The organism is Paraburkholderia sp. PAMB 6770, assembly GCF_057748135.1.
Map to the genome: position 1 here is coordinate 1211602 of NZ_CM173238.1, position 21656 is coordinate 1233257.

General features: G+C 66.5%; 18 protein-coding genes. 15 read left to right on the forward strand and 3 right to left on the reverse strand.

Annotated features, from left to right (window positions below):
• Positions 1-13 precede the first annotated feature (13 nt).
• The 12 genes from AC3AP7_RS05590 (at position 14) to AC3AP7_RS05645 (ending at position 13369) form a co-directional block, all read left to right on the forward strand.
• The gene (locus AC3AP7_RS05590; RefSeq protein ID WP_475764647.1) at positions 14-643 is read left to right on the forward strand and encodes a YfgM family protein; all 630 of its coding nucleotides are present in this window, start codon (positions 14-16) and stop codon (positions 641-643) included.
• 61 nt (positions 644-704) lie between these two features.
• Positions 705-1856: an outer membrane protein assembly factor BamB gene (gene bamB / locus AC3AP7_RS05595; RefSeq protein WP_475764646.1), complete on the forward strand. Its 1152-nt coding sequence runs from the start codon at positions 705-707 to the stop codon at positions 1854-1856.
• A gap of 410 nt (positions 1857-2266) precedes the next feature.
• On the forward strand, positions 2267-3604 hold the full coding sequence (gene der / locus AC3AP7_RS05600; RefSeq protein ID WP_475764645.1) for a ribosome biogenesis GTPase Der: 1338 nt from the start codon (positions 2267-2269) through the stop codon (positions 3602-3604).
• Between the two features lie 142 nt (positions 3605-3746).
• A complete protein-coding gene (hfq, locus tag AC3AP7_RS05605; protein WP_006051315.1) occupies positions 3747-3983 on the forward strand; it encodes an RNA chaperone Hfq in 237 nt (78 codons plus the stop codon).
• 57 nt (positions 3984-4040) lie between these two features.
• Positions 4041-5228 (forward strand): GTPase HflX, encoded by a 1188-nt coding sequence (hflX, locus tag AC3AP7_RS05610; protein ID WP_475764644.1) that lies wholly within the window; start codon positions 4041-4043, stop codon positions 5226-5228.
• A gap of 49 nt (positions 5229-5277) precedes the next feature.
• Positions 5278-6636 carry an FtsH protease activity modulator HflK gene (hflK, locus tag AC3AP7_RS05615; protein WP_475764643.1) on the forward strand — a complete coding sequence of 453 codons (1359 nt, stop codon included), beginning with the start codon at positions 5278-5280 and terminating at the stop codon, positions 6634-6636.
• An 11-nt stretch (positions 6637-6647) separates the two neighbouring features.
• A complete protein-coding gene (gene hflC / locus AC3AP7_RS05620; protein WP_475764642.1) occupies positions 6648-7550 on the forward strand; it encodes a protease modulator HflC in 903 nt (300 codons plus the stop codon).
• A 43-nt stretch (positions 7551-7593) separates the two neighbouring features.
• The gene (locus AC3AP7_RS05625; RefSeq protein WP_475764641.1) at positions 7594-7785 is read left to right on the forward strand and encodes a DUF2065 domain-containing protein; all 192 of its coding nucleotides are present in this window, start codon (positions 7594-7596) and stop codon (positions 7783-7785) included.
• A gap of 160 nt (positions 7786-7945) precedes the next feature.
• Positions 7946-9103, forward strand: a complete 1158-nt coding sequence (locus tag AC3AP7_RS05630) for an ATP phosphoribosyltransferase regulatory subunit (RefSeq protein WP_475764640.1) — start codon at positions 7946-7948, stop codon at positions 9101-9103.
• Between the two features lie 158 nt (positions 9104-9261).
• Positions 9262-10608: an adenylosuccinate synthase gene (locus AC3AP7_RS05635; RefSeq protein ID WP_475764639.1), complete on the forward strand. Its 1347-nt coding sequence runs from the start codon at positions 9262-9264 to the stop codon at positions 10606-10608.
• Between the two features lie 4 nt (positions 10609-10612).
• On the forward strand, positions 10613-11197 hold the full coding sequence (locus tag AC3AP7_RS05640; RefSeq protein ID WP_475764638.1) for a phosphoribosyltransferase: 585 nt from the start codon (positions 10613-10615) through the stop codon (positions 11195-11197).
• Positions 11198-11482: 285 nt separating this feature from the next.
• Positions 11483-13369 carry a potassium transporter Kup gene (locus AC3AP7_RS05645; RefSeq protein ID WP_475764637.1) on the forward strand — a complete coding sequence of 629 codons (1887 nt, stop codon included), beginning with the start codon at positions 11483-11485 and terminating at the stop codon, positions 13367-13369.
• A 158-nt stretch (positions 13370-13527) separates the two neighbouring features.
• On the opposite strand, the gene AC3AP7_RS05650 is transcribed toward AC3AP7_RS05645, so the two are convergent.
• Positions 13528-15876 (reverse strand): Tex family protein, encoded by a 2349-nt coding sequence (locus tag AC3AP7_RS05650; protein WP_475764636.1) that lies wholly within the window; start codon positions 15874-15876, stop codon positions 13528-13530.
• 147 nt (positions 15877-16023) lie between these two features.
• Between AC3AP7_RS05650 and AC3AP7_RS05655 the strand changes: the two genes are divergently transcribed.
• The 3 genes from AC3AP7_RS05655 (at position 16024) to yoaA (ending at position 19722) form a co-directional block, all read left to right on the forward strand.
• A complete protein-coding gene (locus AC3AP7_RS05655) occupies positions 16024-17109 on the forward strand; it encodes a hypothetical protein (protein WP_475764635.1) in 1086 nt (361 codons plus the stop codon).
• Positions 17110-17188: 79 nt separating this feature from the next.
• Positions 17189-17407 carry a DUF465 domain-containing protein gene (locus AC3AP7_RS05660; protein ID WP_475764634.1) on the forward strand — a complete coding sequence of 73 codons (219 nt, stop codon included), beginning with the start codon at positions 17189-17191 and terminating at the stop codon, positions 17405-17407.
• A 62-nt stretch (positions 17408-17469) separates the two neighbouring features.
• The gene (gene yoaA / locus AC3AP7_RS05665) at positions 17470-19722 is read left to right on the forward strand and encodes a DNA repair helicase YoaA (protein ID WP_475764633.1); all 2253 of its coding nucleotides are present in this window, start codon (positions 17470-17472) and stop codon (positions 19720-19722) included.
• 170 nt (positions 19723-19892) lie between these two features.
• On the opposite strand, the gene AC3AP7_RS05670 is transcribed toward yoaA, so the two are convergent.
• Complete coding sequence (locus AC3AP7_RS05670; protein WP_475764632.1) at positions 19893-20168, reverse strand: hypothetical protein; 276 nt, start codon at positions 20166-20168, stop codon at positions 19893-19895.
• A gap of 234 nt (positions 20169-20402) precedes the next feature.
• Entirely contained in the window at positions 20403-21635 is a 1233-nt protein-coding gene (locus AC3AP7_RS05675) for a JmjC domain-containing protein (RefSeq protein ID WP_475764631.1), read from the reverse strand.
• Positions 21636-21656: the final 21 nt, after the last annotated feature.

Genomic DNA, 21656 nt, shown 5'->3' on the forward strand with positions numbered 1-21656 from the left:
GAATCGCCCGGCGATGAGTTACCACGACGAAGAAGAATCCATTGAAAATCTGAAGGCCTGGTGGGCCCGCTGGGGCAATCTGACCACGTGGATCGTCCTCGTGGTGCTGGTTGCACTTGCCGGCTGGAACGGCTGGAATTTCTGGCAGCGCCGTCAGACCGCGCAGGCCGCGGTGCTGTACGACCAGTTGCAGCAGGCCGTCGCGACCGGCGACAAGGCGCGCACAAGCCGCGTCGCATCGGACATGGAAAACCAGTTCGGCCGCACCGCTTACGCGCAGATGACTGCGCTTGCCGCCGCGAAGGCGCTGTACATGGCCGGCGACGAAGCCGGTGCGAAGGCGCAGCTGCAATGGGCTGCCGATCATGCGAAGGACGACGAATTCCGGCAGATCGCGAAGCTGCGCCTCGCGTCGCTGCTGCTCGACGAGAAAGCGTACGACCAGGGCCTCGCGCTGCTGGACGGTCCGCATCCGGACGGGTTCAAGGGCGTCGTCGCGAATGGCCGCGGCGACCTGCTCGCCGCCGAAGGCAAGCGCGACGAAGCGCGCACCGCTTACCAGCTCGCGCTCGATTCGCTGCCGAAAAGCGATACCGCGGAGCGCCAGCTGATCCAGTTCAAGCTGGAAGCGCTGGGGGGCTGAGCGCCGTTTGCGCCGGCCGTTTCCTCCGTTCAACCCATCACCCTTACTGCAACGTCAACCGATGAATCTGCTGAAACGCTACGCTTTGCCCGTTGTCTGTGCGGCGGCCGTGCTGCTGACGACGGCCTGCTCCTCCTCGAAGGACGAGCGCCGCGTGCCGACCCCGCTCACCCAGTTCAAATCCGTGCTGAACGTGCAGCAGGTCTGGAAAACCAGCGTCGGCAAGGCGGGCCGTTATCTGTTCGCGCCCGTGGCGGTCGGCGATGCTGTCTACGCGGCGGCCGAGAACGGCTCGGTCGTGAAGATCGACGCGCAAACCGGCAAGGAAATCTGGCGCACGAAGCTGCGTGACGACCTGACCGCGGGTGTCGGCAGCGACGGCACGCTGACTGCGGTCGGCGGCGAAAAGGGTGCGGTCGACGTGCTCGGTTCGGACGGCAAGCTGCTGTGGCGGGAATCCGTGGCGGGCGAGATCATTTCGCCGCCGCTCGTCGGCAACGGCTATGTGGTCGTGCGCACGGTCGACGGCGCGATCACCGGCTTCAATGCGCAAACGGGCGAGCAGAAGTGGGTCTATCGCAATCGCGCGGTGCCGCTGAACCTGCGCGTGTCGTCGGGCATGACCTTCGCGGGCGATGCGGGCGTGCTGGCCGGTTTCCCGGGCGGCTCGTTCGCGGCGATCAACGTGCACACCGGCGACGCGTTCTGGGAAACCCCGGTGTCCTATCCGACAGGCGTGACCGAAGTCGAGCGGATCAACGACGTGACCGGCGCGCCGACGCTCGTCGGCGCGGAAACCTGCGCGGTGACGTTCCAGGGGCAGCTTGGCTGCTTCGACGCGAATTCGGGCCGGCCGCTGTGGGAGAAGCCGTTCTCCAGCACCACCGGCCTCGCGCAGGACGACACCGTTGTGGTGGGGGCGGACGACTGGTCGGTCGTGCATGCGTTCGACGTCAACGACGGTCACGAACTGTGGAGCAACGACCAGCTGAAGAACCGCAACCTCAGCGTGCCGTTCCTGCTCGGGCACGCGGTCGTGCTCGGCGACTACAAGGGCTTCGTGCATTTCCTGTCGCGTGACGACGGCCACTTCGTCGCCCGGATGCCGACCGACGGCAGCGCGATCAACTCGCCGCCGGTGCTGGCCGGCAGCACGCTCGTCGTGCAGACGCACGACGGTCACCTGTTCGGTTTCCGCCCCGAGGCGAACTAGGACAGCAGGAGGCTGGCCGGCTGTCGCGCCGGCCGCCGCACAGAACGGTCCGGCGTATCGCGCGCGCTGGCCGTCGCGCCGAAGTGGGCCGAAGTGCGCCGAGGTCTGCCGCGTCACGAGGTGGCCGCGGGCGTTCGGGCAAGCGTGGCGGCGCCGAGCCGGCCGAGCCGGCTCGGCGCGCTACACGCAGCGTGCGGTCGTGCCTTCGGGCGCGCGGGCGCGGGCGATGCGGCCCGCGATCATACCGGCCGGATCCGGGCAAGGCTGCGCCCGGACAAGCCACGGCGCTGTCCATCCGGGCAGGGCCGAATTCGTGATAATTTGCGTCAATCGCAGCCGCGATGCGGCCGCATCGCATCGCGCGCGAGGCAGTCGTGGCCGCCCGCGCGTTACACCGTGAACAGGATCTGATGAAACCCGTCATTGCGCTCGTGGGGCGCCCCAACGTGGGGAAATCCACGCTATTCAACCGCCTGACCCGCTCGCGCGACGCGCTCGTCGCCGACCTGCCGGGTCTCACGCGCGATCGCCATTATGGCGAAGGGCGCGTCGGCGAGCGGCCCTACCTCGTGGTCGATACCGGCGGTTTCGAACCGGTTGCGAAGGAAGGCATTCTTTACGAAATGGCGCGTCAGACGCGCCAGGCGGTCGAGGAATCGGACATCGTCGTGTTCATTGTCGACGGCCGTAACGGGCTCGCGCCGCAGGACAAGACGATCGCCGATTATCTGCGCAAGACCGGCCGGCCGATCTTCCTCGTCGTGAACAAGGCCGAAGGGATGCGCTACAGCGCGGTCGCCGCCGATTTCTACGAACTCGGGCTCGGCGAGCCGCGCGCGATTTCGGCCGCGCACGGCGACGGCGTGGCCGACATGATCGGCGAGGCGCTCGAAGCCGCCTACGCGGAGCAGCCGGAGGAAAGCGAGGAGGCCAAGGCCGCGCACGGTATCAAGATCGCGATCGTCGGCCGGCCGAATGTCGGCAAGTCGACGCTCATCAATGCGCTTGTCGGCGAAGACCGCGTGATCGCGTTCGACATGCCCGGCACGACGCGCGATTCGATCTACGTCGATTTCGAGCGCCAGGGTAAGCCCTACACGCTGATCGATACCGCCGGCCTGCGCCGTCGCGGCAAGGTTTTCGAAGCCATCGAGAAGTTCTCGGTCGTGAAGACGCTGCAATCGATCTCCGATGCGAACGTCGTGATCCTGCTGCTCGATGCGCGCCAGGACATCTCGGATCAGGACGCGCACATTGCCGGCTTCGTCGTGGAGCAGGGGCGCGCGCTGGTGGTCGGCGTGAACAAGTGGGACGGACTCGACGCGCATGTGCGCGAGCGCACGAAAGCCGATTTGCAGCGCAAGCTCAAATTTCTCGATTTCGCGAAGTTCCACTTCATTTCGGCCGCCGAGAAAACCGGCATCGGCCCGCTGATGCGCTCGGTCGACGAAGCCTACGCGGCGGCGATGTCGAAGCTGCCGACGCCGAAACTCACGCGCGCGCTGATCGAAGCGGTCGAATTCCAGCAGCCGCGCCGCCGCGGTCCGGTGCGACCGAAGCTGCGCTATGCGCACCAGGGCGGGCAGAATCCGCCGATCATCGTGATCCACGGCAACGCGCTCGATGCGATTACGGACACCTACCGGCGCTACCTTGAAAACCGCTTCAGGGAAACTTTCAGGCTGACCGGGACTCCATTGCGAATAGAGTTCAGATCGTCGACGAACCCTTACGCGGACAAAGGCTGAAACCCGCGTGGGTGCTGGCTTTGGCCGCATGGCCAGGCGTCTCGCGCCCCAACGAAAATCGGCTATAGTGTAGCGGTTGACGGCGGATTTCTTTTTCTTCGCCGTCAATTCAGTCAACCTGCAAAAAAATACGGAGTTTGCTATGAGCAACAAAGGGCAATTGTTACAAGACCCGTTTTTGAACGCACTGCGTAAAGAGCACGTGCCGGTGTCGATCTATCTGGTCAACGGCATCAAGCTTCAAGGGAACATTGAATCGTTCGACCAGTACGTCGTGTTGCTCCGGAATACGGTGACCCAGATGGTGTACAAGCATGCCATTTCGACCGTGGTGCCCGCCCGTCCGGTGAACTTCCATCCCGATTCCGAACAGTCCTAACCGCTCGTCGCGGCCGGCGCCAGGTCGCCCGTCGGCGATTTCCCCGGCCGCCCCACCTTGATACCTTCCAATTTGATCAACGCAGCGCTCGTCAGCATCGACTTCGGCAAGATCGATTTCGCCGCCAGCCTCGAAGAACTCAGCCTGCTTGCGCAAAGCGCAGGCGCCACGCCTGTCGTGACCCTCACCGGCCGCCGCGCGAGCCCCGACGCGAAGATGTTCGTCGGCAGCGGCAAGGCCGAGGAACTGCGCCTCGCGTGCGAGGCGAACGACATCGAGATCGTGATTTTCAATCATGCGCTCTCGCCCGCGCAGCAGCGCAATCTGGAGCAGACGCTTAAGATTCGCGTGATCGACCGCACCAGCCTGATTCTCGACATCTTCGCGCAGCGCGCGCGCAGCCACGAGGGCAAGCTGCAGGTCGAACTGGCGCAACTGCAATATCTGTCCACGCGGCTCATCCGCGCGTGGACCCACCTCGAACGGCAAAAAGGGGGCATCGGCCTGCGCGGCCCCGGCGAAACCCAGCTCGAAACCGACCGCCGGCTGATCGGCGAGCGCATCAAGGCGCTCAAGGCGCGCCTCGAAAAGCTGCAGCGCCAGCACGGCACGCAGCGTCGCGCGCGCGAGCGCAACCGCGCGCTGTCGGTGTCGCTCGTCGGCTATACGAACGCGGGCAAGTCCACGCTCTTCAATGCGCTGACAAAGGCGCAGGCGTATGCGGCCGACCAGCTGTTCGCCACGCTCGACACCACGTCGCGACGCGTCTATCTGGGCGACGCGGCCGGCCAGGTCATCGTGTCCGACACGGTCGGCTTTATCCGCGAGCTGCCGCACCAGCTGGTGGCGGCGTTTCGCGCAACCCTCGAGGAAACCGTGCATGCGGACCTGCTGCTGCACGTCGTCGACGCGTCGAGCGCCGTGCGTCTCGCGCAGATCGAGCAGGTCAACGGCGTGCTGCACGAGATCGGCGCCGAGCGGATCCGCCAGGTGCTCGTGTTCAACAAGATCGACGCGGTGCCCGAGCTGGCGGAGCGGGGCGAGGCGGTCGAGCGGGACGAGTATGGTAATATTTCGCGCGTCTTTCTGAGCGCACGCACGGGGCAGGGACTCGATGCGTTGCGCGCCGCCATCGCCGAAATCGCGGCCGCCGAACCTCTTTCCGATGCGCAGCGTGTACCGCCGCTGGAAAGCCGGCTTGCGGTGTCGCACGACGAACATGACGTGCCGGAATTCGGGCACTGAATCGTTGTGCGTTGCACGGACCGCTGTCTACTCTGGTGAACGAACTCAGGTGAACGATTACAACGAGCGGAGTTTCTGGCCGCGCCTGCGCGCCATTCTTTCGATGAACGATCCGCGTTGGGGTCGTGGCGACGGCAATGGCGACAAGCAGCGTCCGGGCGATCCGAGACGTCCTTCGTCGGGCAAAGACGGCGATGGTCCGCCCGATCTCGACGAAATGTGGCGCGAATTCAACCGGCGCCTCGGCAGCGTGTTCGGCGGCCGCAAGGGCGGCGGTCTCGGCCGCCCGGACAACGGCCGTGGCGCGCGGCTCGGCGTGGGCATCGTGATCGGCGTGCTCATTGCGATCTACCTCGGCAGCGGCGTGTTCGTGGTGCAGGAGGGCGAGGCGGGCATCGTCACGTCGTTCGGCCAGTATCGCGATACGACGGGGCCCGGGGTGCACTGGCGGCTGCCTTATCCGTTCGAGGCGCATGCGCTCGTCAACGTCGGCGCGGTGCGCTCGGTCGAGATCGGCCATAACAACATCGTGAGTCCGTCGAATGCGAAAGACGCGTCGATGCTCACGCACGACGGCGACATCCTCGATGTCCGCTTCACCGTGCAATACCAGGTGAGCAACCCGACCGACTACCTGTTCCGCAACGCCGACCCGGACCAGACCGTCACGCTGGCGGCGCAGGCTGCGGTGCGTGCGATCGTCGGCGCGCGCGACACCGATGCGACGCTTTATCAGGACCGCGAAGCAATGCGCGACCAGCTCGTCGACGCGATCCAGCAGACGCTCGACGCGTCGCGCACCGGGCTGAAGGTGACCGGCGTCACGTTCCAGTCGGTGCGTGCGCCGGACGCGGTGCAATCGGCGTTCGCCGACGAAGCGAAGGCGCGTGAGGACAGCGCGCGCGCGAAGGCCGACGCCGAGGCGTATGCGAAAGATCTGTTGCCGCATGCCCAGGCGCAAGCCGCCCGGCTGATCGATGACGCGAAAACCTATAGCGACCGTGTCGTCGCGCAGGCACAGGGCGATGCCGAGCGCTTCACGCAGGTCTACAACCAGTACGCGAAGGCACCGGCGGTGATTCGCGAGCGCATGTACCTGGACACGATGCAGCATATCTATGCGAACACCACCAAGGTGTTCGTCGACAGCAAGACGGGCAACAACGTGATCTATCTGCCGCTCGACAAGCTGGTCGGCGCATCGCGGCCGGCCGCGGGCGCACCGGCCAGCGGCGCCGCCGAGGCGGCCCCGCCGCCGGCGGCCAGCGCCGCGGCCGCCGGGTCCGCGGCCTCCGATGCGTCCGCCGCGGCGGATGCCGCCGGCGCGAGCGACGCCTCCAGCGCCTCCGACCCGCTGCGCTCGCGCGATCTGTTCCGCAATCGCGATCGCCAGGACGATATTCAGTGAGGCGCGCCATCATGAACCGAATCATTGCGCTCGTCGTGGCGGTCGTCATCGTGCTGTTTGCCGCATCGTCGATGCTGTTTGTCGTCGACCAGCGCCATATGGCGGTGCTGTCCGCCCGCGGCGGCGGCACCCCGGAAGTGCTCGGCCCGGGCCTGCACTGGAAGCTGCCCGCGCCGCTGCAGACGGTGACGCTCGTCGACAACCGCGTGCAGGCCGTGGAAGCCGCCGACGTGGGCCGTTACACGACGGCCGACAAGACCGAGCTGCTGGTGGAGCCGGTGATCCAGTATCGCGTGACCGATCCGCTGAAGCTCTACGAGCAGACGCACGGCGACGACCAGACCTTGCCGGAGCGCCTCGTGCAGGCCGCGGGCGGCGCGCTGGCCGACACGTTCGCGAAGTTCTCGCTTGCCGATGCGCTCGGCAAGCAGCAGGAGATCGCCGGAGATGCGCGCAGCGCGCTGGCGGCCGCGGCGGCACCGCTCGGCGTCGACGTGCTCGCGGTCCAGCTCACGCGCATCGACTATCCGTCCGCGCAGGCCGATTCGGTCTACAAGCGGATGTCCGCGGCGCGCGAACAGGCGGCAAGCGAAGTGCGCGCCCAGGGGCAGGCGGCGGCCGACAAGATCCGCGCCGACGCGCTCGCGCAACAGCAATCGCTGCTCGCGAACGCAAGCGTCGAGGCGCAGACGATCAAGGGCGAGGGCGACGGCAAGGCCGCGGCGATCGCCGCCGAAGCGTACGGCCGCGACCCGCAGTTCTACCAGTTCTACCAGAGCATGGAGGCGTACCGGAACACCTTCAGGCCGGGCGACGTGATCGTGGTCGACTCGAGCAGCGATTTCTTCCGCTTCATGCGCAGTCCGAACGGCGACAATCCGTCCCCGCCCGCAGCGCTTCCGCGCAAACACTGATTACCGGCGCGCCGCGGCAAACGTATCGTGGCGCGAAACCTGCATGGATATCGTCGGTTCGTTACTGCTTGCGATCGCGCTGATGCTGATCATCGAAGGGATGTTCCCGTTCGTGTTTCCGGGCGCGTGGCGCGACACGTTCCGTAGAATAGCGGAGCGGCCGCCGCATCAGATCCGCATGGGCGGGCTGATCGTGATGGCGCTCGGCCTGGTACTGCTGCTGATCGCTACCTGATAGTCGCCCGATGGCCACCTGATCGCCCATCCGGGCGGCAGCCGGCCGCACGGATCGCGCGCGGCGCAGGCCGCGCCGCGTGACCGGTGGACTGCCGGCTTTCATCCTTTCCGTTTCACCGGCGTGCTCGCGCCGGCCTCAATGTCGTAGGACTGCACCGATGTCGACCTGGTTACTTCCCGAGAATATCGCCGACGTGCTGCCGTCGGAAGCGCGCAAGATCGAAGAACTGCGCCGCCGCCTGCTGGACCGCTTCCGCGCGTACGGGTACGAGATGGTGATGCCGCCGCTGCTCGAATACCTCGAATCGCTGCTGAGCGGCGGCGGTCACGACCTGAACCTGCGCACCTTCAAGCTGGTCGACCAGCTGTCCGGCCGCACGCTCGGGTTGCGCGCCGACATGACGCCGCAGGTGGCGCGGATCGACGCGCATCTGCTGAACCGCCAGGGCGTGACGCGCCTGTGCTACGCGGGCAACGTGCTGCATACGCGTCCGCGCGGGCTGCACGCGACCCGCGAGCAGATCCAGATCGGCGCGGAAATCTACGGTCACGCGGGTCTCGAGGCCGACCTCGAAATCCAGCAACTGATGCTCGATGCGCTGCGCCTTGCCGGCCTCGCAAAAGTGCGCCTGGATCTGTGTCACGCGGGCGTGCTCACCGCGCTGTTCGACACCGAGCCGGCTGCGGCGGCGCTCGGCGAGCAACTCTACGAAGCGCTCGCGGGCAAGGACGTGCCGCGCCTCGCGGAGATGACGGCGCACCTGTCGCCGGCGTGCCGCGACGCGCTGCGGGCGCTGCCGGCGCTGTACGGCGACGCATCGGTGCTCGCGGACGCGCGGGCGCGTCTGCCGGCGCTTGCCGCGATTGCGCGCGCGCTCGACGAACTCGCGTTCCTGAGCGCCCAGATCGACGGCGCCGAGGTGATGATCGATCTCGCGGATCTGCGCGGCTATGCGTACCACAGCGGCGTGATGTTCAGCGCTTACGTGGACGGCCTGCCGAACGCGATCGCGCGCGGCGGCCGTTACGATCACCTCGGTCAGGCTTACGGGCGCGCGCGCGCGGCCACCGGCTTTTCACTCGACTTGCGCGAAGTCGCGCGCATTTCGCCGGTCGAGGCCCGCAGCAGCGCGATTCTCGCGCCGTGGGAGCATGACGAGCGGCTGCGCGCGAGCGTCGCGGCGCTGCGCGATGCCGGCGAGGTGGTGATCCAGGCGCTGCCGGGGCATGACCATGCGCTCGACGAATTCGCGTGCGACCGGCTCCTCGTCGAGCGCGACGGCGCCTGGGTCGTCGAGCCGCGCGGCGCGGCCTGAGGGCGCCCGGCGGCGGCGCCTGCGAATGCCGGGCGGCGTGCGGGAGCGACCGGCCGCCGGTCCCGCGATCACGGCCATGCCGTTGAGCGGAAAAGGAAAAATTCGGAAGGTTCCCGGAACCTAGGTAGAATACGTTTTTAACCAGCACACGAATCAACATGTCTGCCAGCGCAGTGAACGTGAACCCCGGGCGCAACGTCGTCGTCGTGGGAACCCAATGGGGTGATGAAGGCAAGGGCAAGATCGTCGACTGGCTGACGGACCACGCGCACGGCGTCGTTCGCTTTCAGGGCGGCCACAACGCCGGTCATACGCTGATCATCGGCGGCAAGAAAACCATCCTGCGCCTGATTCCGTCGGGCATCATGCGTGCGGGCGTCGCCTGCTACATCGGCAATGGCGTCGTGCTGTCGCCAGAGGCACTGTTCAAGGAAATCGGCGAACTCGAGGAAGCCGGCCTCGACGTGCAGAGCCGCCTGTTCGTGTCCGAGGCCGCCACGCTGATCCTGCCTTACCACGTGGCGATCGACCAGGCGCGCGAGGCGCGCCGCGGCGCCGGCAAGATCGGTACGACCGGCCGCGGCATCGGCCCCGCGTACGAGGACAAGGCGGCGCGTCGCGGCCTGCGGGTGCAGGACCTGTTCGATGCGGACGCCTTCGCGGCCCGTCTGCGCGAAAACCTCGATTTCCACAATTTCGTGCTCACGCAATACCTCGGCGCGCCTGCGGTGGACTACCAGCAGACGCTCGACCAGATGCTCGGCTTCGCCGCGCGCCTGAAGCCGATGGTCGCCGACGTGTCGCGCCGCCTGTACGACGAAAACGCGGCGGGCCGCAACCTGCTGTTCGAAGGCGCGCAAGGCACGCTGCTCGACATCGATCACGGCACCTATCCGTTCGTCACGTCGAGCAACTGCGTGGCGGGCGCGGCGTCCGCGGGCGCAGGCGTCGGACCGCAGAAGCTCGACTACATTCTCGGCATCACGAAGGCGTACTGCACGCGCGTCGGCGCGGGTCCGTTCCCGAGCGAACTGTACGACGCGGACAACCCGCAGCGTCAGGAAGCGATCGGCGTGGAACTCGCGACCGTCGGCAAGGAATTCGGCTCGGTCACCGGCCGTCCGCGCCGCACCGGCTGGCTGGATGCGGCCGCACTGCGCCGCTCGATCCAGATCAACGGCGTGTCGGGCCTGTGCATGACGAAGCTCGACGTGCTGGACGGGCTCGACGAGGTGAAGCTGTGCGTCGGCTACACCGTCGACGGCCGGCCCTGCGATATCCTGCCGCGCGGCGCAACCGAAGTCGCGCGCTGCGAGCCGGTGTACGAAACCTTTGCCGGCTGGAAGGAAAGCACGGTCGGCATCGCCGCGTGGGACGCGCTGCCGGAGAACGCGCGCCGCTACCTCACGCGCGTGCAGGAAGTGGCCGGCGTGCCGATCGACATGGTCTCCACCGGTCCGGATCGTGACGAGACGATTCTGCTTCGTCATCCTTTCAAGGCGTAGCCCGATGACGCAGGGTGTACCGATGATTGCGATGAAAGATCCGCGCAACGACGATCGCAACCTGTGGGTAGGGTGGGACGAATATCACCGGCTGATCGAGCTGCTCGCGCTCACCGTGCACGAGTCCGGCTGGAAGTTCGACAAGATCCTGTGCCTCGCGCGCGGCGGTCTGCGCGTCGGCGACCAGCTTTCGCGGATCTACGACCTGCCGCTCGCCATTCTGGCGACGAGTTCGTACCGCGAGGCGGCGGGCACGCAGCAGGGCGACCTCGATATTGCGCAGTACATCACGATGACGCGCGGCGAACTGTCGGGCAACGTGCTGCTGGTCGACGATCTGGTCGACTCGGGCGTTACGCTCGCGCGTGTGCAGCAGCATCTGAAGGAGCGCTATCCGGCGATTGCGGCGGTGCGCTCGGCCGTGCTCTGGTACAAGAACTGCTCCAAGGTGAAGCCCGATTACTTCGTGCAGTTTCTGCCGACGAATCCGTGGATTCATCAACCCTTCGAAGAGTGGGACACGTTGCGTCCGCACAACCTCAGCGCGTGGATCAAGCGCGGCATCGCGCAAGCGCGCGAGGAGGGTTGAACGCGGGGCCGCGCTGTCGCGCAGCGCGCGCGTCGCAGTGTGCAAACGGGGCTTCGCAGCCCCGTTTTTCATTGGCGGGATGCGCAGGAGAGCAGCGGAGGGGCGGGCCCGCGGCAAGGTCTGGCGCACGTTGCGCGCGGCTGGCCCGACGCTGTCGCGGGGCGTGCCGCGATGCTACACTGCGCCGGCTGTCCACGTGGTTCAGGCACAACGGGTCAGGACGCTTGCTTTCAATCAGTTAGAATGGCGTTCGCTTTTTCGTACCGGAACGGTTTTCCCGCGTTTATGACAGATACCAGTCACGTGCACAAAGAGTCTTGGCCGGCGCTCGCGCTGGCCGCGGTCGGCGTGGTATTCGGCGATATCGGCACGAGTCCGCTGTATTCGCTGAAGGAAGCATTCAGCCCGGCACATGGCATTCCGCTCACCGAGCATTCGATCCTGGGCGTCATTTCGCTGCTGTTCTGGGCGATCGTCATCGTGGTGGGTATCAAGTACGTGCTGTTCGTGATGCGCGCGGACAACAACGGCGAAGGCGGCGTGCTCGCGCTGATGGCGCTGGCGCTGCGCTCGGTCGATCCGGCGCGCAAGTTCGCCGGCCTCCTGATGATGCTCGGCATCTTCGGCGCCTGCATGTTCTACGGGGACGCGGTCATCACGCCGGCGATCTCGGTGATCTCTGCGGTCGAGGGCCTTCAGGTGGCCGCGCCCGACCTGTCTCATCTCGTGCTGCCGTTCACGATCGTCATCCTGATCGCGCTGTTCTGGATCCAGCGCAACGGCACCGCGACCGTCGGCCGTCTGTTCGGGCCCATCATGGTGGTCTGGTTCATCGTGATCGGGCTGCTTGGCCTCGCGCACATCATCCGCTCGCCGGGCGTGGTTCGCGCGCTGAATCCGTATTACGCGTACAGCTTCATGGCGGCACACGTGCTGCAGGCCTATGTCGTGCTCGGCTCGGTCGTGCTGGTGCTGACCGGCGCGGAAGCGCTGTATGCCGACATGGGCCATTTCGGCGCGAAACCGATCCGCATGGCGTGGTATGCGCTCGTGATGCCGTCCCTGGTGCTGAACTACTTCGGCCAGGGTGCGCTGCTGATGCACGACGCAAAAGCGATCGAGAACCCGTTCTTCCTGCTGGCGCCGCAATGGGCGCTGCTGCCGCTTGTCGTGCTCTCGACGGTCGCTACCGTGATCGCGTCGCAGGCGGTGATTTCCGGCGCCTATTCGCTGACGAGCCAGGCGATCCAGCTGGGCTACGTGCCACGGATGAAAATCCGTCACACGTCCGATCTGTCGATCGGGCAGATCTATGTGCCGGTGGTGAACTGGCTGCTGCTCTTCATCATTCTGTGCATCGTGGTCGCGTTCAAGAGTTCGGACAATCTCGCGGCCGCGTACGGTATCGCGGTCACCGCGACCATGGTCATCACGACGATGCTCGCCAGTGTCGTGATGGTCAACGTGTGGGGCTGGAACAAGCTCGTGGTGGCGCTGATCATCGCGGGCCTGATGATGGTCGATCTCGGCTTTTTCGGCGCGAATCTGCTGAAGGTGGCCGAAGGCGGGTGGCTGCCGCTCGGTATCGGCGGGCTGCTGTTCTTCCTGCTGATGACCTGGTTCAAGGGGCGCATGATCGTCAAGGACCGCACGGCAGCAGACGGTATCCCGCTGATGCCGTTCCTGCAGGGGCTGCTCGCGCATCCGCCGCACCGCGTGTCGGGCACCGCGATCTATCTGACCGGCAGCGACACGCTCGTGCCGGTGAGCTTGCTGCACAACCTGAAGCACAACAAGGTGCTGCACGAGCGCACCATTTTCCTGACCTTCGTCACGCGCGACATTCCCTATGTGAACGACGCGGATCGCGTCACCGTGAAGGAGATGGGCGGCGGCCTGTATCTCGTGAAGGCGGTGTACGGTTTCAACGAGACGCCGGACGTGAAGGCGGTGCTCGCGGAGGTCGGGCGTACGCACGACATGACGTTCGAGATGATGGATACGTCGTTTTTCCTCGCGCGCGAAACCGTCGTGCCGACGCAGCTGCCGGGCATGTCGGTGTGGCGCGAGCGCGTGTTCGCGTGGATGCATCAGAACGCCGCGAAACCGACGGATTTCTTCAGCATTCCGGCCAATCGCGTCGTCGAGCTCGGAACGAAGATCGAGATCTGATCGCTGCCGCCACGAATGGCGGCGCGCCTGCGCATCCGCCGCGATGCGCGAAAAAAAGCCCACGTGTTTCGCGTGGGCTTTTTGTTGGCGGCCAGCCGCGATGCGATTTGCGGCTTGATCGCGACGTGATTCGCGGCGCGATCCGGCGCGCCGCGCGTCTAGCGCTTGAGTTTGGCGAAGGCCGCCGCCATTGCGCCGGCCGGCTCCGGCTCGCGCGGCCGCTGCGAGCCGCGTGCGCCGCCGTTCGCGCGCGGCGCCTGGCCGCCGCGGTCGTGGCGGTCGTGACGTTCGCCGCGTGCGGACGGCCCCGCCGCGTTCGCTTCGTCGGTGAGGCGCATCGTCAGCGCGATGCGCTGGCGCTTCACGTCGACTTCGAGCACCTTGACCTTGACGATCTGGCCCGCCTTCACGACCTCGTGCGGGTCCTTGATGAACTTCGTCGACATGGCCGAGACGTGCACGAGCCCGTCCTGATGGACGCCAATGTCGACGAACGCGCCGAATGCGGCGACGTTCGTCACCACGCCTTCGAGCATCATCCCCGGTTCGAGGTCGGAGATCTTCTCGACGCCGTCGCGGAAGGTCGCGGTCCGGAATTCGGGGCGCGGGTCGCGGCCGGGTTTTTCGAGTTCCGCGAGGATGTCGCGCACCGTCGGCAGGCCGAAGCGCTCGTCGACGAATGCGGCAGGCGACAGCCCGGCGAGCGCGTCGCGATTGCCCAGCACGTCGGCGACCGGCCGGCTGATTTCCGCGAGGATGCGCTCGACGACCGGATAGGCTTCCGGGTGCACCGACGAGCGGTCGAGCGGATTCTCGCCGCCGTTGATGCGCAGGAAGCCCGCGGCCTGCTCGAAGGTCTTGTCGCCGAGCCGCGGCACCTTGCGCAGATGCTCGCGCGACGGGAACGGGCCATGCGCGTCGCGATAGTCGACGATGTTGCGCGCGAGCGTCGCGTTCAGTCCCGATACCCGTGCAAGCAGCGGGGCCGACGCGGTGTTCGCGTCGACGCCGACCGCGTTCACGCAGTCTTCTACGACTGCATCGAGCGAGCGCGCGAGTTCGCGCTGGTTCACGTCGTGCTGGTACTGGCCGACGCCGATTGCCTTGGGTTCGATCTTCACCAGCTCGGCGAGCGGGTCCTGCAGCCGCCGTGCGATCGACACCGCGCCGCGCAGCGACACGTCCATCGCAGGGAATTCCTTCGCCGCCAGTTCGGAGGCCGAATAAACCGATGCGCCGGCTTCGGAGACGACGATCTTCTGCAGCTTCAGCTCCGGATGGCGCGCAATCAGCTCGCTCGCGAGCCGGTCGGTCTCGCGCGACGCCGTGCCGTTGCCGATGCTGATCAGTTCTGCCTGGGTCTGGCGGCAGAGCTGGGCAAGCCGCGCGAGCGAGCCGTCCCAGTCGCGGCGCGGTTCGTGCGGGTAGATCGTGTCGGTTGCGAGCACCTTGCCGGTGCGATCGACCACCGCCACCTTCACGCCGGTGCGCAAGCCCGGATCGAGGCCGATCACGGCCTTCGGTCCCGCGGGCGCGGCGAGCAGCAGGTCTTTCAGGTTGCGCGCGAACACGCGGATCGCTTCATGTTCGGCCTGCTCGCGCAGTTGCGTGAGCAACTCGTTTTCCAGGTGCGGCTGCACCTTCACGCGCCAGCACCAGCGGCACACGTCGGACAGCCACTTGTCGGCCGGCCGCCCCTCCTGCGCGATGCCGAAATGGCGCGCGATGGTCGCCTCGCCCGGATGCGGCACCTGCGCGTCGAGCTCGTCGCCGAGCCCGAGGCGCACGTTCAGCACCCCGGCGTTGCGGCCGCGGAACAGCGCGAGCGCGCGATGCGACGGCACGGTACGCAGCGTTTCCGAATAGTCGTAATAGTCGCGGAATTTCTCGCCTTCTTCGCTTTCCTTGCCGTCCACGACGCTCGAACACACGATGCCCTGATTCGTCAGATAGTCGCGCAGCTTGCCGAGCAGTTCGGCCGTCTCGCCGAACTGCTCGGACAGGATGTCGCGCGCGCCGTCGAGCGCGGCCTTCACGTCGGCGACACCCTTGTCGGCGTCCACGTATGCGGCGGCTTCGGTCTGCGGATCGCGCCGCGGATCGGCGAGCAGCGCCTGCGCGAGCGGTTCGAGCCCCGCCTCGCGGGCGATCTGCGCACGCGTGCGGCGCCTGGGCTTGTAGGGCAGGTAGAGGTCTTCGAGTACCTGCTTGCTGTCGGCGTCGCCGATCGCGGCGCGCAGCGCGTCGGTCATCTTGCCCTGCTCCTCGATGCTCGCGACGATCGTCGCGCGACGGTCCTCGAGTTCGCGCAGGTAGAGCAGCCGCTCTTCGAGGTTGCGCAGTTGCGTGTCATCGAGGTTGCCGGTGACTTCCTTGCGGTAGCGCGCGATGAACGGCACGGTCGCGCCTTCGTCGAGGAGTTCGACTGTCGCCGCGACCTGGCGCGGCTGCACGGCGAGTTCGGCGGCGATGCGCTGAACGATCTTGACTGCTACGGTATCCGTCATGGGTCTTCGGAGTTGCCGGACTCGGTCTGCGGCCGTGGGGGCGGAGCACGCGGAACGACACGGCGCACGCCACGGCCAGGTTGCCAAAGCGGGGCATTTTGCCATAAATGCCCGGGGGCTCAATCGCGGGGTGATAGAATTTCGGGCATGTTCCGTCGCCCAATCACGAAGTTGCCGACCTCCCGTTTTCCGCGTGCTTCGCGCCCGGCGCAGCAGGTCGCGCCGCCGGCAAGGCGCGCGTCCCCCGGCCTTGCTGCCGGCGTTTTCCCTTTCTTCGCTCCCTTCGCCAGCCGGTTTTTCTCCGCCTTCGCCGCGGCCAGCGCGGCCCTCTGCGTCGCGTGGGGCGCACCCGCATTCGCGCAGGATTCGCCGGTCTCGCCCGCGCTCGCGCGCCCGGCGTCGCCCGCTTCGGGCAGCGTGGCGGCTTCCGGCGACGCGGCGGCAAACCCGGACGCGCAGCGCGACGCATTTGCCGCGCGCCAGGCGGCGCTGGACCGCCGCAGCGCGGAAAACGACTACCGCTATGGCGTAGACCAGCACAACTGCTACAGCAAGTTCTTCGTCAATCATTGCATTGATGTGGCTCGCGACCGGATGCGCACGGTGCGCGCGTCCATTCGCAAGGAGCAGTTGGCGCTGAACGCGGAGGAGCGCGCGCAGCGCGCGCTCGCGCGCGACCAGCAGGCCGCGCTCAAACGTGCGCAGGACGAGGCCGAGGCGCCGCAGCGGGCCGCCAACGAGGCGAGCAACGAACAGGCGTATGCGGCGAAGCAGCGCCAGCACGAACTCGATCAGGCGCAGCGCGCCGCAGGCGCACCGCAGCGCGCGGCCAACGAGCAGGCCTATCAGCAGAAGCTGCAGCAGCACGCGCTCGACCAGGCACAGCGCGGCGTGAGTCCCGGCGAGGCGGCGGCGAACCAGCAGGCGTACGACCAGAAGCAGGCGGATTTTCAACGCCAGCTCGAACAGGCGCGCGAGCAGGGTGCGCAACAGGCGCAGGAGCGTATCCAGAAGCAGCAGAACTACGAGCGCAAGCTCGAAACAGCGGCACAGCACAAGCAGGATGTCGAAGCGCGCCAGAAGCAGGCGGCCGAGAAGGCGCGGGAGCACCAGCAGGAGCAGCAACAGCAGCAACAGCAGCAACAGCAACAGCAGCAACAGCAGCAACAGCAGCAACAGCAGCAACAGCAGCAACAGCAGCAACAGCAACAGCAGCAGGAGCAACAGCAGTAACGCGTTTTCCAGCCGGACAGCAACCTCGGGCGACGCGGCTGCGCGAGGCAGCCGACGCCGCCCGGCAGAGGAGGCGAGCATGCGCGACCATCATCACGTCATCGACGCGAATGTACTGCAGGACCGCATTCTGCAACTCGAATCGGAACACAGTGGACTCGATCGTCTGATCGACAGAATGTCGGATCAGCCCGGCCATGACGATCTGGAGCTGCGGCGCCTCAAGAAGCGCAAGCTCAAGGTCAAGGACACGATCATCTTGCTGCAGTTGCAGCTCGAACCCGACGCGCGCGCATAGGGTCGGCCTGGCGGGCGCCGGGTTCGCCACGTGCGTGCCGGATTTTGCAGGACACGCTTGCCTTGAATTCTTCGACCGCTTCCACGTCGACTTCCGCGTCGGCCTCTTCGCCGGCAAATGGATCACACGCGTCTTCCGACACCGGGGAGCACGCGGCTGCGCCGCGCGATGCGCTTGCAGCCGGCTCCCTCGCGGGCGCGCTCGATCCGCGCAGGCGCTCCGAACTGGACGACATTTTCGCCGCCGACGGGTTGCTCGCGCGGCAGATCGACGGCTATCGTCCGCGGACTTCGCAGATCGACATGGCGCGCGCGGTCGCGGCGGCCATGCAGGCGAGCGGCGAGGCACTGCCCGAGCCGGCGATGTTCGAGACCCGCGCGCGGCCCGCGCGACGGCTTCAGTCTGGCGGCGCCGCGAATGATGCGCGCGCGCCCGACAGCAGCGCTGCAGCCGAGCCGGCGCACGCTGCGGGCAGCGGCGAGAACACGCTGATCGTCGAGGCCGGCACCGGCACGGGCAAGACCTATGCGTACCTCGTACCGGCGATGCTGTGGGGCGGCAAGGTGATCGTCTCGACCGGCACCAAGCATCTGCAGGACCAGCTGTTCCAGCGCGACATTCCGACCGTGCGCGACGCGCTCGCGGTGCCGGTGTCGGTGGCGATGCTCAAGGGGCGCGCGAACTATCTGTGCCACTACTACCTGCAGCGCGCGGCGGACAACGGCCGTCTGCCGTCGCGCCAGGAGAGCGCCTGGCTGCAGGACATCGTCCGCTTCGCGAAGATCACGCGGACCGGCGACAAGGCGGAGCTTGCAAGCGTGCCGGAGACCGCGGCGGTCTGGTCGATGGTCACCTCGACGCGCGATAACTGCCTCGGCCAGGAGTGTCCGCATTACAAGGACTGCTTCGTGATGCAGGCGCGTCGCGAGGCACAGCAGGCAGACATCGTGGTGGTCAATCACCATCTGTTCTTTGCCGACATCATGCTGCGCGACACGGGCATGGCCGAACTGCTGCCGACCGCGAACACGATCGTCTTCGACGAGGCGCACCAGTTGCCGGAGACGGCGACGCTGTTCTTCGGCGAGACGCTGTCGAGCGCGCAGTTTCTCGAACTCGCGCGCGATGCGGTGGCCGAGGGGCTCGGCCACGCGCGCGACGCCTGCGACTGGGTGAAGCTCGGCGCCGCGCTCGAACGCGCCGCGCGCGATCTGCGCCTCGCGTTCCGGGAGGATGCGCTGCGGCTGTCGGTGGCGCAGTTGCCGGACGATCATCCGCTGTTTGCGGCGCTCGATGCACTGGAGACCGAACTCACCGCACTCGCCGACGCGCTCGCGGGCCAGGCCGAGCGCGCGGAGTCGCTGGGCGCGTGCCTGCGGCGCGCGCGCGAACTGCAACAGCTGCTCGCGGGCTGGACGGCGCCGCCGGTTGGCGGGGCCGCGAGCGAGGCCGCCGGCGCGGACGAGAAGGTGCGCTGGGTCGAAGTGTTCTCGCATACGGTGCAACTGCACGAGACGCCGCTGTCGGTTGCACCGATCTTCGCGAAGCAGCGAGCGGGCGTGCCGCGTGCGTGGATCTTTACGTCGGCGACGTTGTCGGTGCGCGGCGACTTCACGCATTACGCGGCGCAGATGGGCCTGAACGCACGCCGGTCGATGACGCTGCCGAGCCCGTTCGATTATCCGAACCAGGGGCTGCTGTACGTGCCGCGCAATCTGCCGCAACCGTCCTCGCCGGCGTTCACGGACGCGGTCTTCGACGCGGCGCTGCCCGCCATCGAAGCATCCGGCGGCGGCGTGTTCATGCTGTGCACGACGCTGCGCGCGGTAGACCGGATCGCCACGCGGCTGCGCGACGCGATCGAGCGTCGCGGCTGGAACATGCCGTTGCTCGTGCAAGGTGACGCGAGCCGCACGGAATTGCTGGACCGCTTTCGCGCGTACGGCAATGCGATTCTGGTCGGCAGCCAGAGCTTCTGGGAAGGGGTCGACGTGCGCGGGGACGCGTTGTCGCTCGTGGTGATCGACAAGCTGCCGTTTGCGCCGCCCGACGATCCGGTGCTGGCGGCACGCCTCGATGCGCTGACGAAGAAGGGGCTCAGTCCGTTTGCCGTGCACCAGTTGCCGCAGGCCGTGATTACGCTCAAGCAGGGCGCAGGCCGGCTGATTCGAGCGGAGACGGACCGCGGCGTGCTGATGATCTGCGATACGCGGCTGGTCGACAAACCTTATGGACGGCGTATCTGGCAAAGCCTGCCGCCGTTCCGGCGCACCCGCGAGATCGACGTGGTGCGCGACTTTTTCGCGCCGCAATGACAAAGCGACAATACGTCGCGAAAAACATCACGAGAAACGCCGCTAAAAAGCGTTACTGAAAGACAAAACGCCACGAACAAATGTTCGTGGCGTTTTGCTTTGCTGCGGCGCGTCGCCCATGCAGGCGACTGACCGACGGGTTCGCGCGGAGGCGAACCCGCAGCGGCAGCTTACTGGCTCGCGCCCGATGCCGGAGCAGCAGCCGAAGCGCCTGCGTCCGAAGCCGCGCCAGCGTCCGAAGCGGCACCGGTGTCCGACGCAGCAGCCGCAGCGCCCGTGTCGCTCGCAGCAGCAGCGCCCGAAGCCGCGCTGTTATCCGAAGCAGCGGCCGGTGCCGAAGCAGCCGTCGCGTCGCTAGCCGGGGCTGCCGACTGGTCGCTGCTCTTGCTGCAAGCTGCCAGTGCCACAGCTGCCAACAGGGATGCTACGAGGAGGGATTTCTTCATGATCACGTCCTTTTATGGTTAAGGTAAGCAACAGCGCAAAATAATACCGGTAATCTGCTTCAACTCCGCCTTGAGCCGCCGGTGGAGATGCACATCACATGGAGCGTGAATCTTCCCTACGGCCTGGGCGGAAATTATATGCACTTTCGTACGGACCGTCGACAAATCGAGGGTCAATACGTTGTCTTTCACATACAGAATTCCACGGTACGGCAAAACAGACGGAACACCCTGTCAGACAGGCGGTCCCACCTGTATCCAGCCCGCACGATACCACTCGTGCAGTAATACTGTCATGGACGAATCGTCCAAGAGTGTTACAAAGCGTTTCGCACTCAGGGAGCGGTTATCGGCGAATTCAATCAACCACTTTCGGACGTCTGCCAGGCGATTTTCTTCCCCATTCAGGAAGTAGTTGCGTCGATCGTATAACAGCACGCTCTTGCGGTCGAGCCGCACGCCTCGTTGCGATGCATGTCGCACGAATTGTGCCTCGCTCAGCGGGCGCGACGGCGGATCGAACACGACACTCGGCTTGGGCTCGCTCAGGTACGTGCCGAGAAACGCGGCGATGTCGCGCTCGTTCCATTTCACGCGTGCGAGCAGCGTCGCGACGCGCTCGACGAGCGCCGCGGGCAGTTGCGCCGGATGCGCGACCGCGGGTTGCCGGGGGTCGCGATACAGCTGCGGCGCGTGTGCTGCCGCCGACTCGCCGCGTTCGGCGAGGTGGTAGAGAAACTGCGTGGTCAGCTCGTGCGTCGACGGCGCGCGAAAACCGATCGAGCAGGTCATGCATTCGCCCTCGGCCACCCCGTCGTGCGCGATGTGCGGCGGCAGGTACAGCATGTCGCCCGGTTCGAGCAGCCATTCCTCGTCCGGCTGAAAATGCTGTAACACTTTCAACGGCAGGTCGGCGCGCAAGCTCAGATCGCGCTGCGCGCCGATGCGCCAGCGGCGCTTGCCGTGCACCTGCAGCAAAAATACGTCATACGAGTCGAAGTGCGGACCGACCCCGCCGCCGTCGCTCGCATACGAGATCATCAGGTCGTCGAGGCGTGCGTCCGGGACGAAGCGAAAGCGGTCGAGCAGCGCGCGGGCGCGATCGTCGTGCAGGTCCACGCCTTGCACCAGCAGCGTCCAGGCGCGCTGTTTCACCGACGGCAATTCGTCGGCCGCGAACGGGCCGTGCTCCAGTTGCCAGCGCTGGCGAAAACGGGTGATGAGCCGCGATTCGACGTCGTCGCGATCGGCGAGCTCGAACAGCGCATCGCGCGTGAGCGGGGCCTCGACGCCGGGGATCGCCTGACGGATCAATAGCGGCTTTTTTTGCCAGTACTGGCGCATGAAACGGGCTGGTGTCAGATTGCCGAGCAAGGACGTCGGCAACCCGGGCGCGGGCGGTGCGAAGTCTGTGCCGAGCCTGTCGGAACCTGGGTTAGCCGCGTGGTCAAGGGGCCGCTTGGGCATCGTATAATGTGATTTGTATTC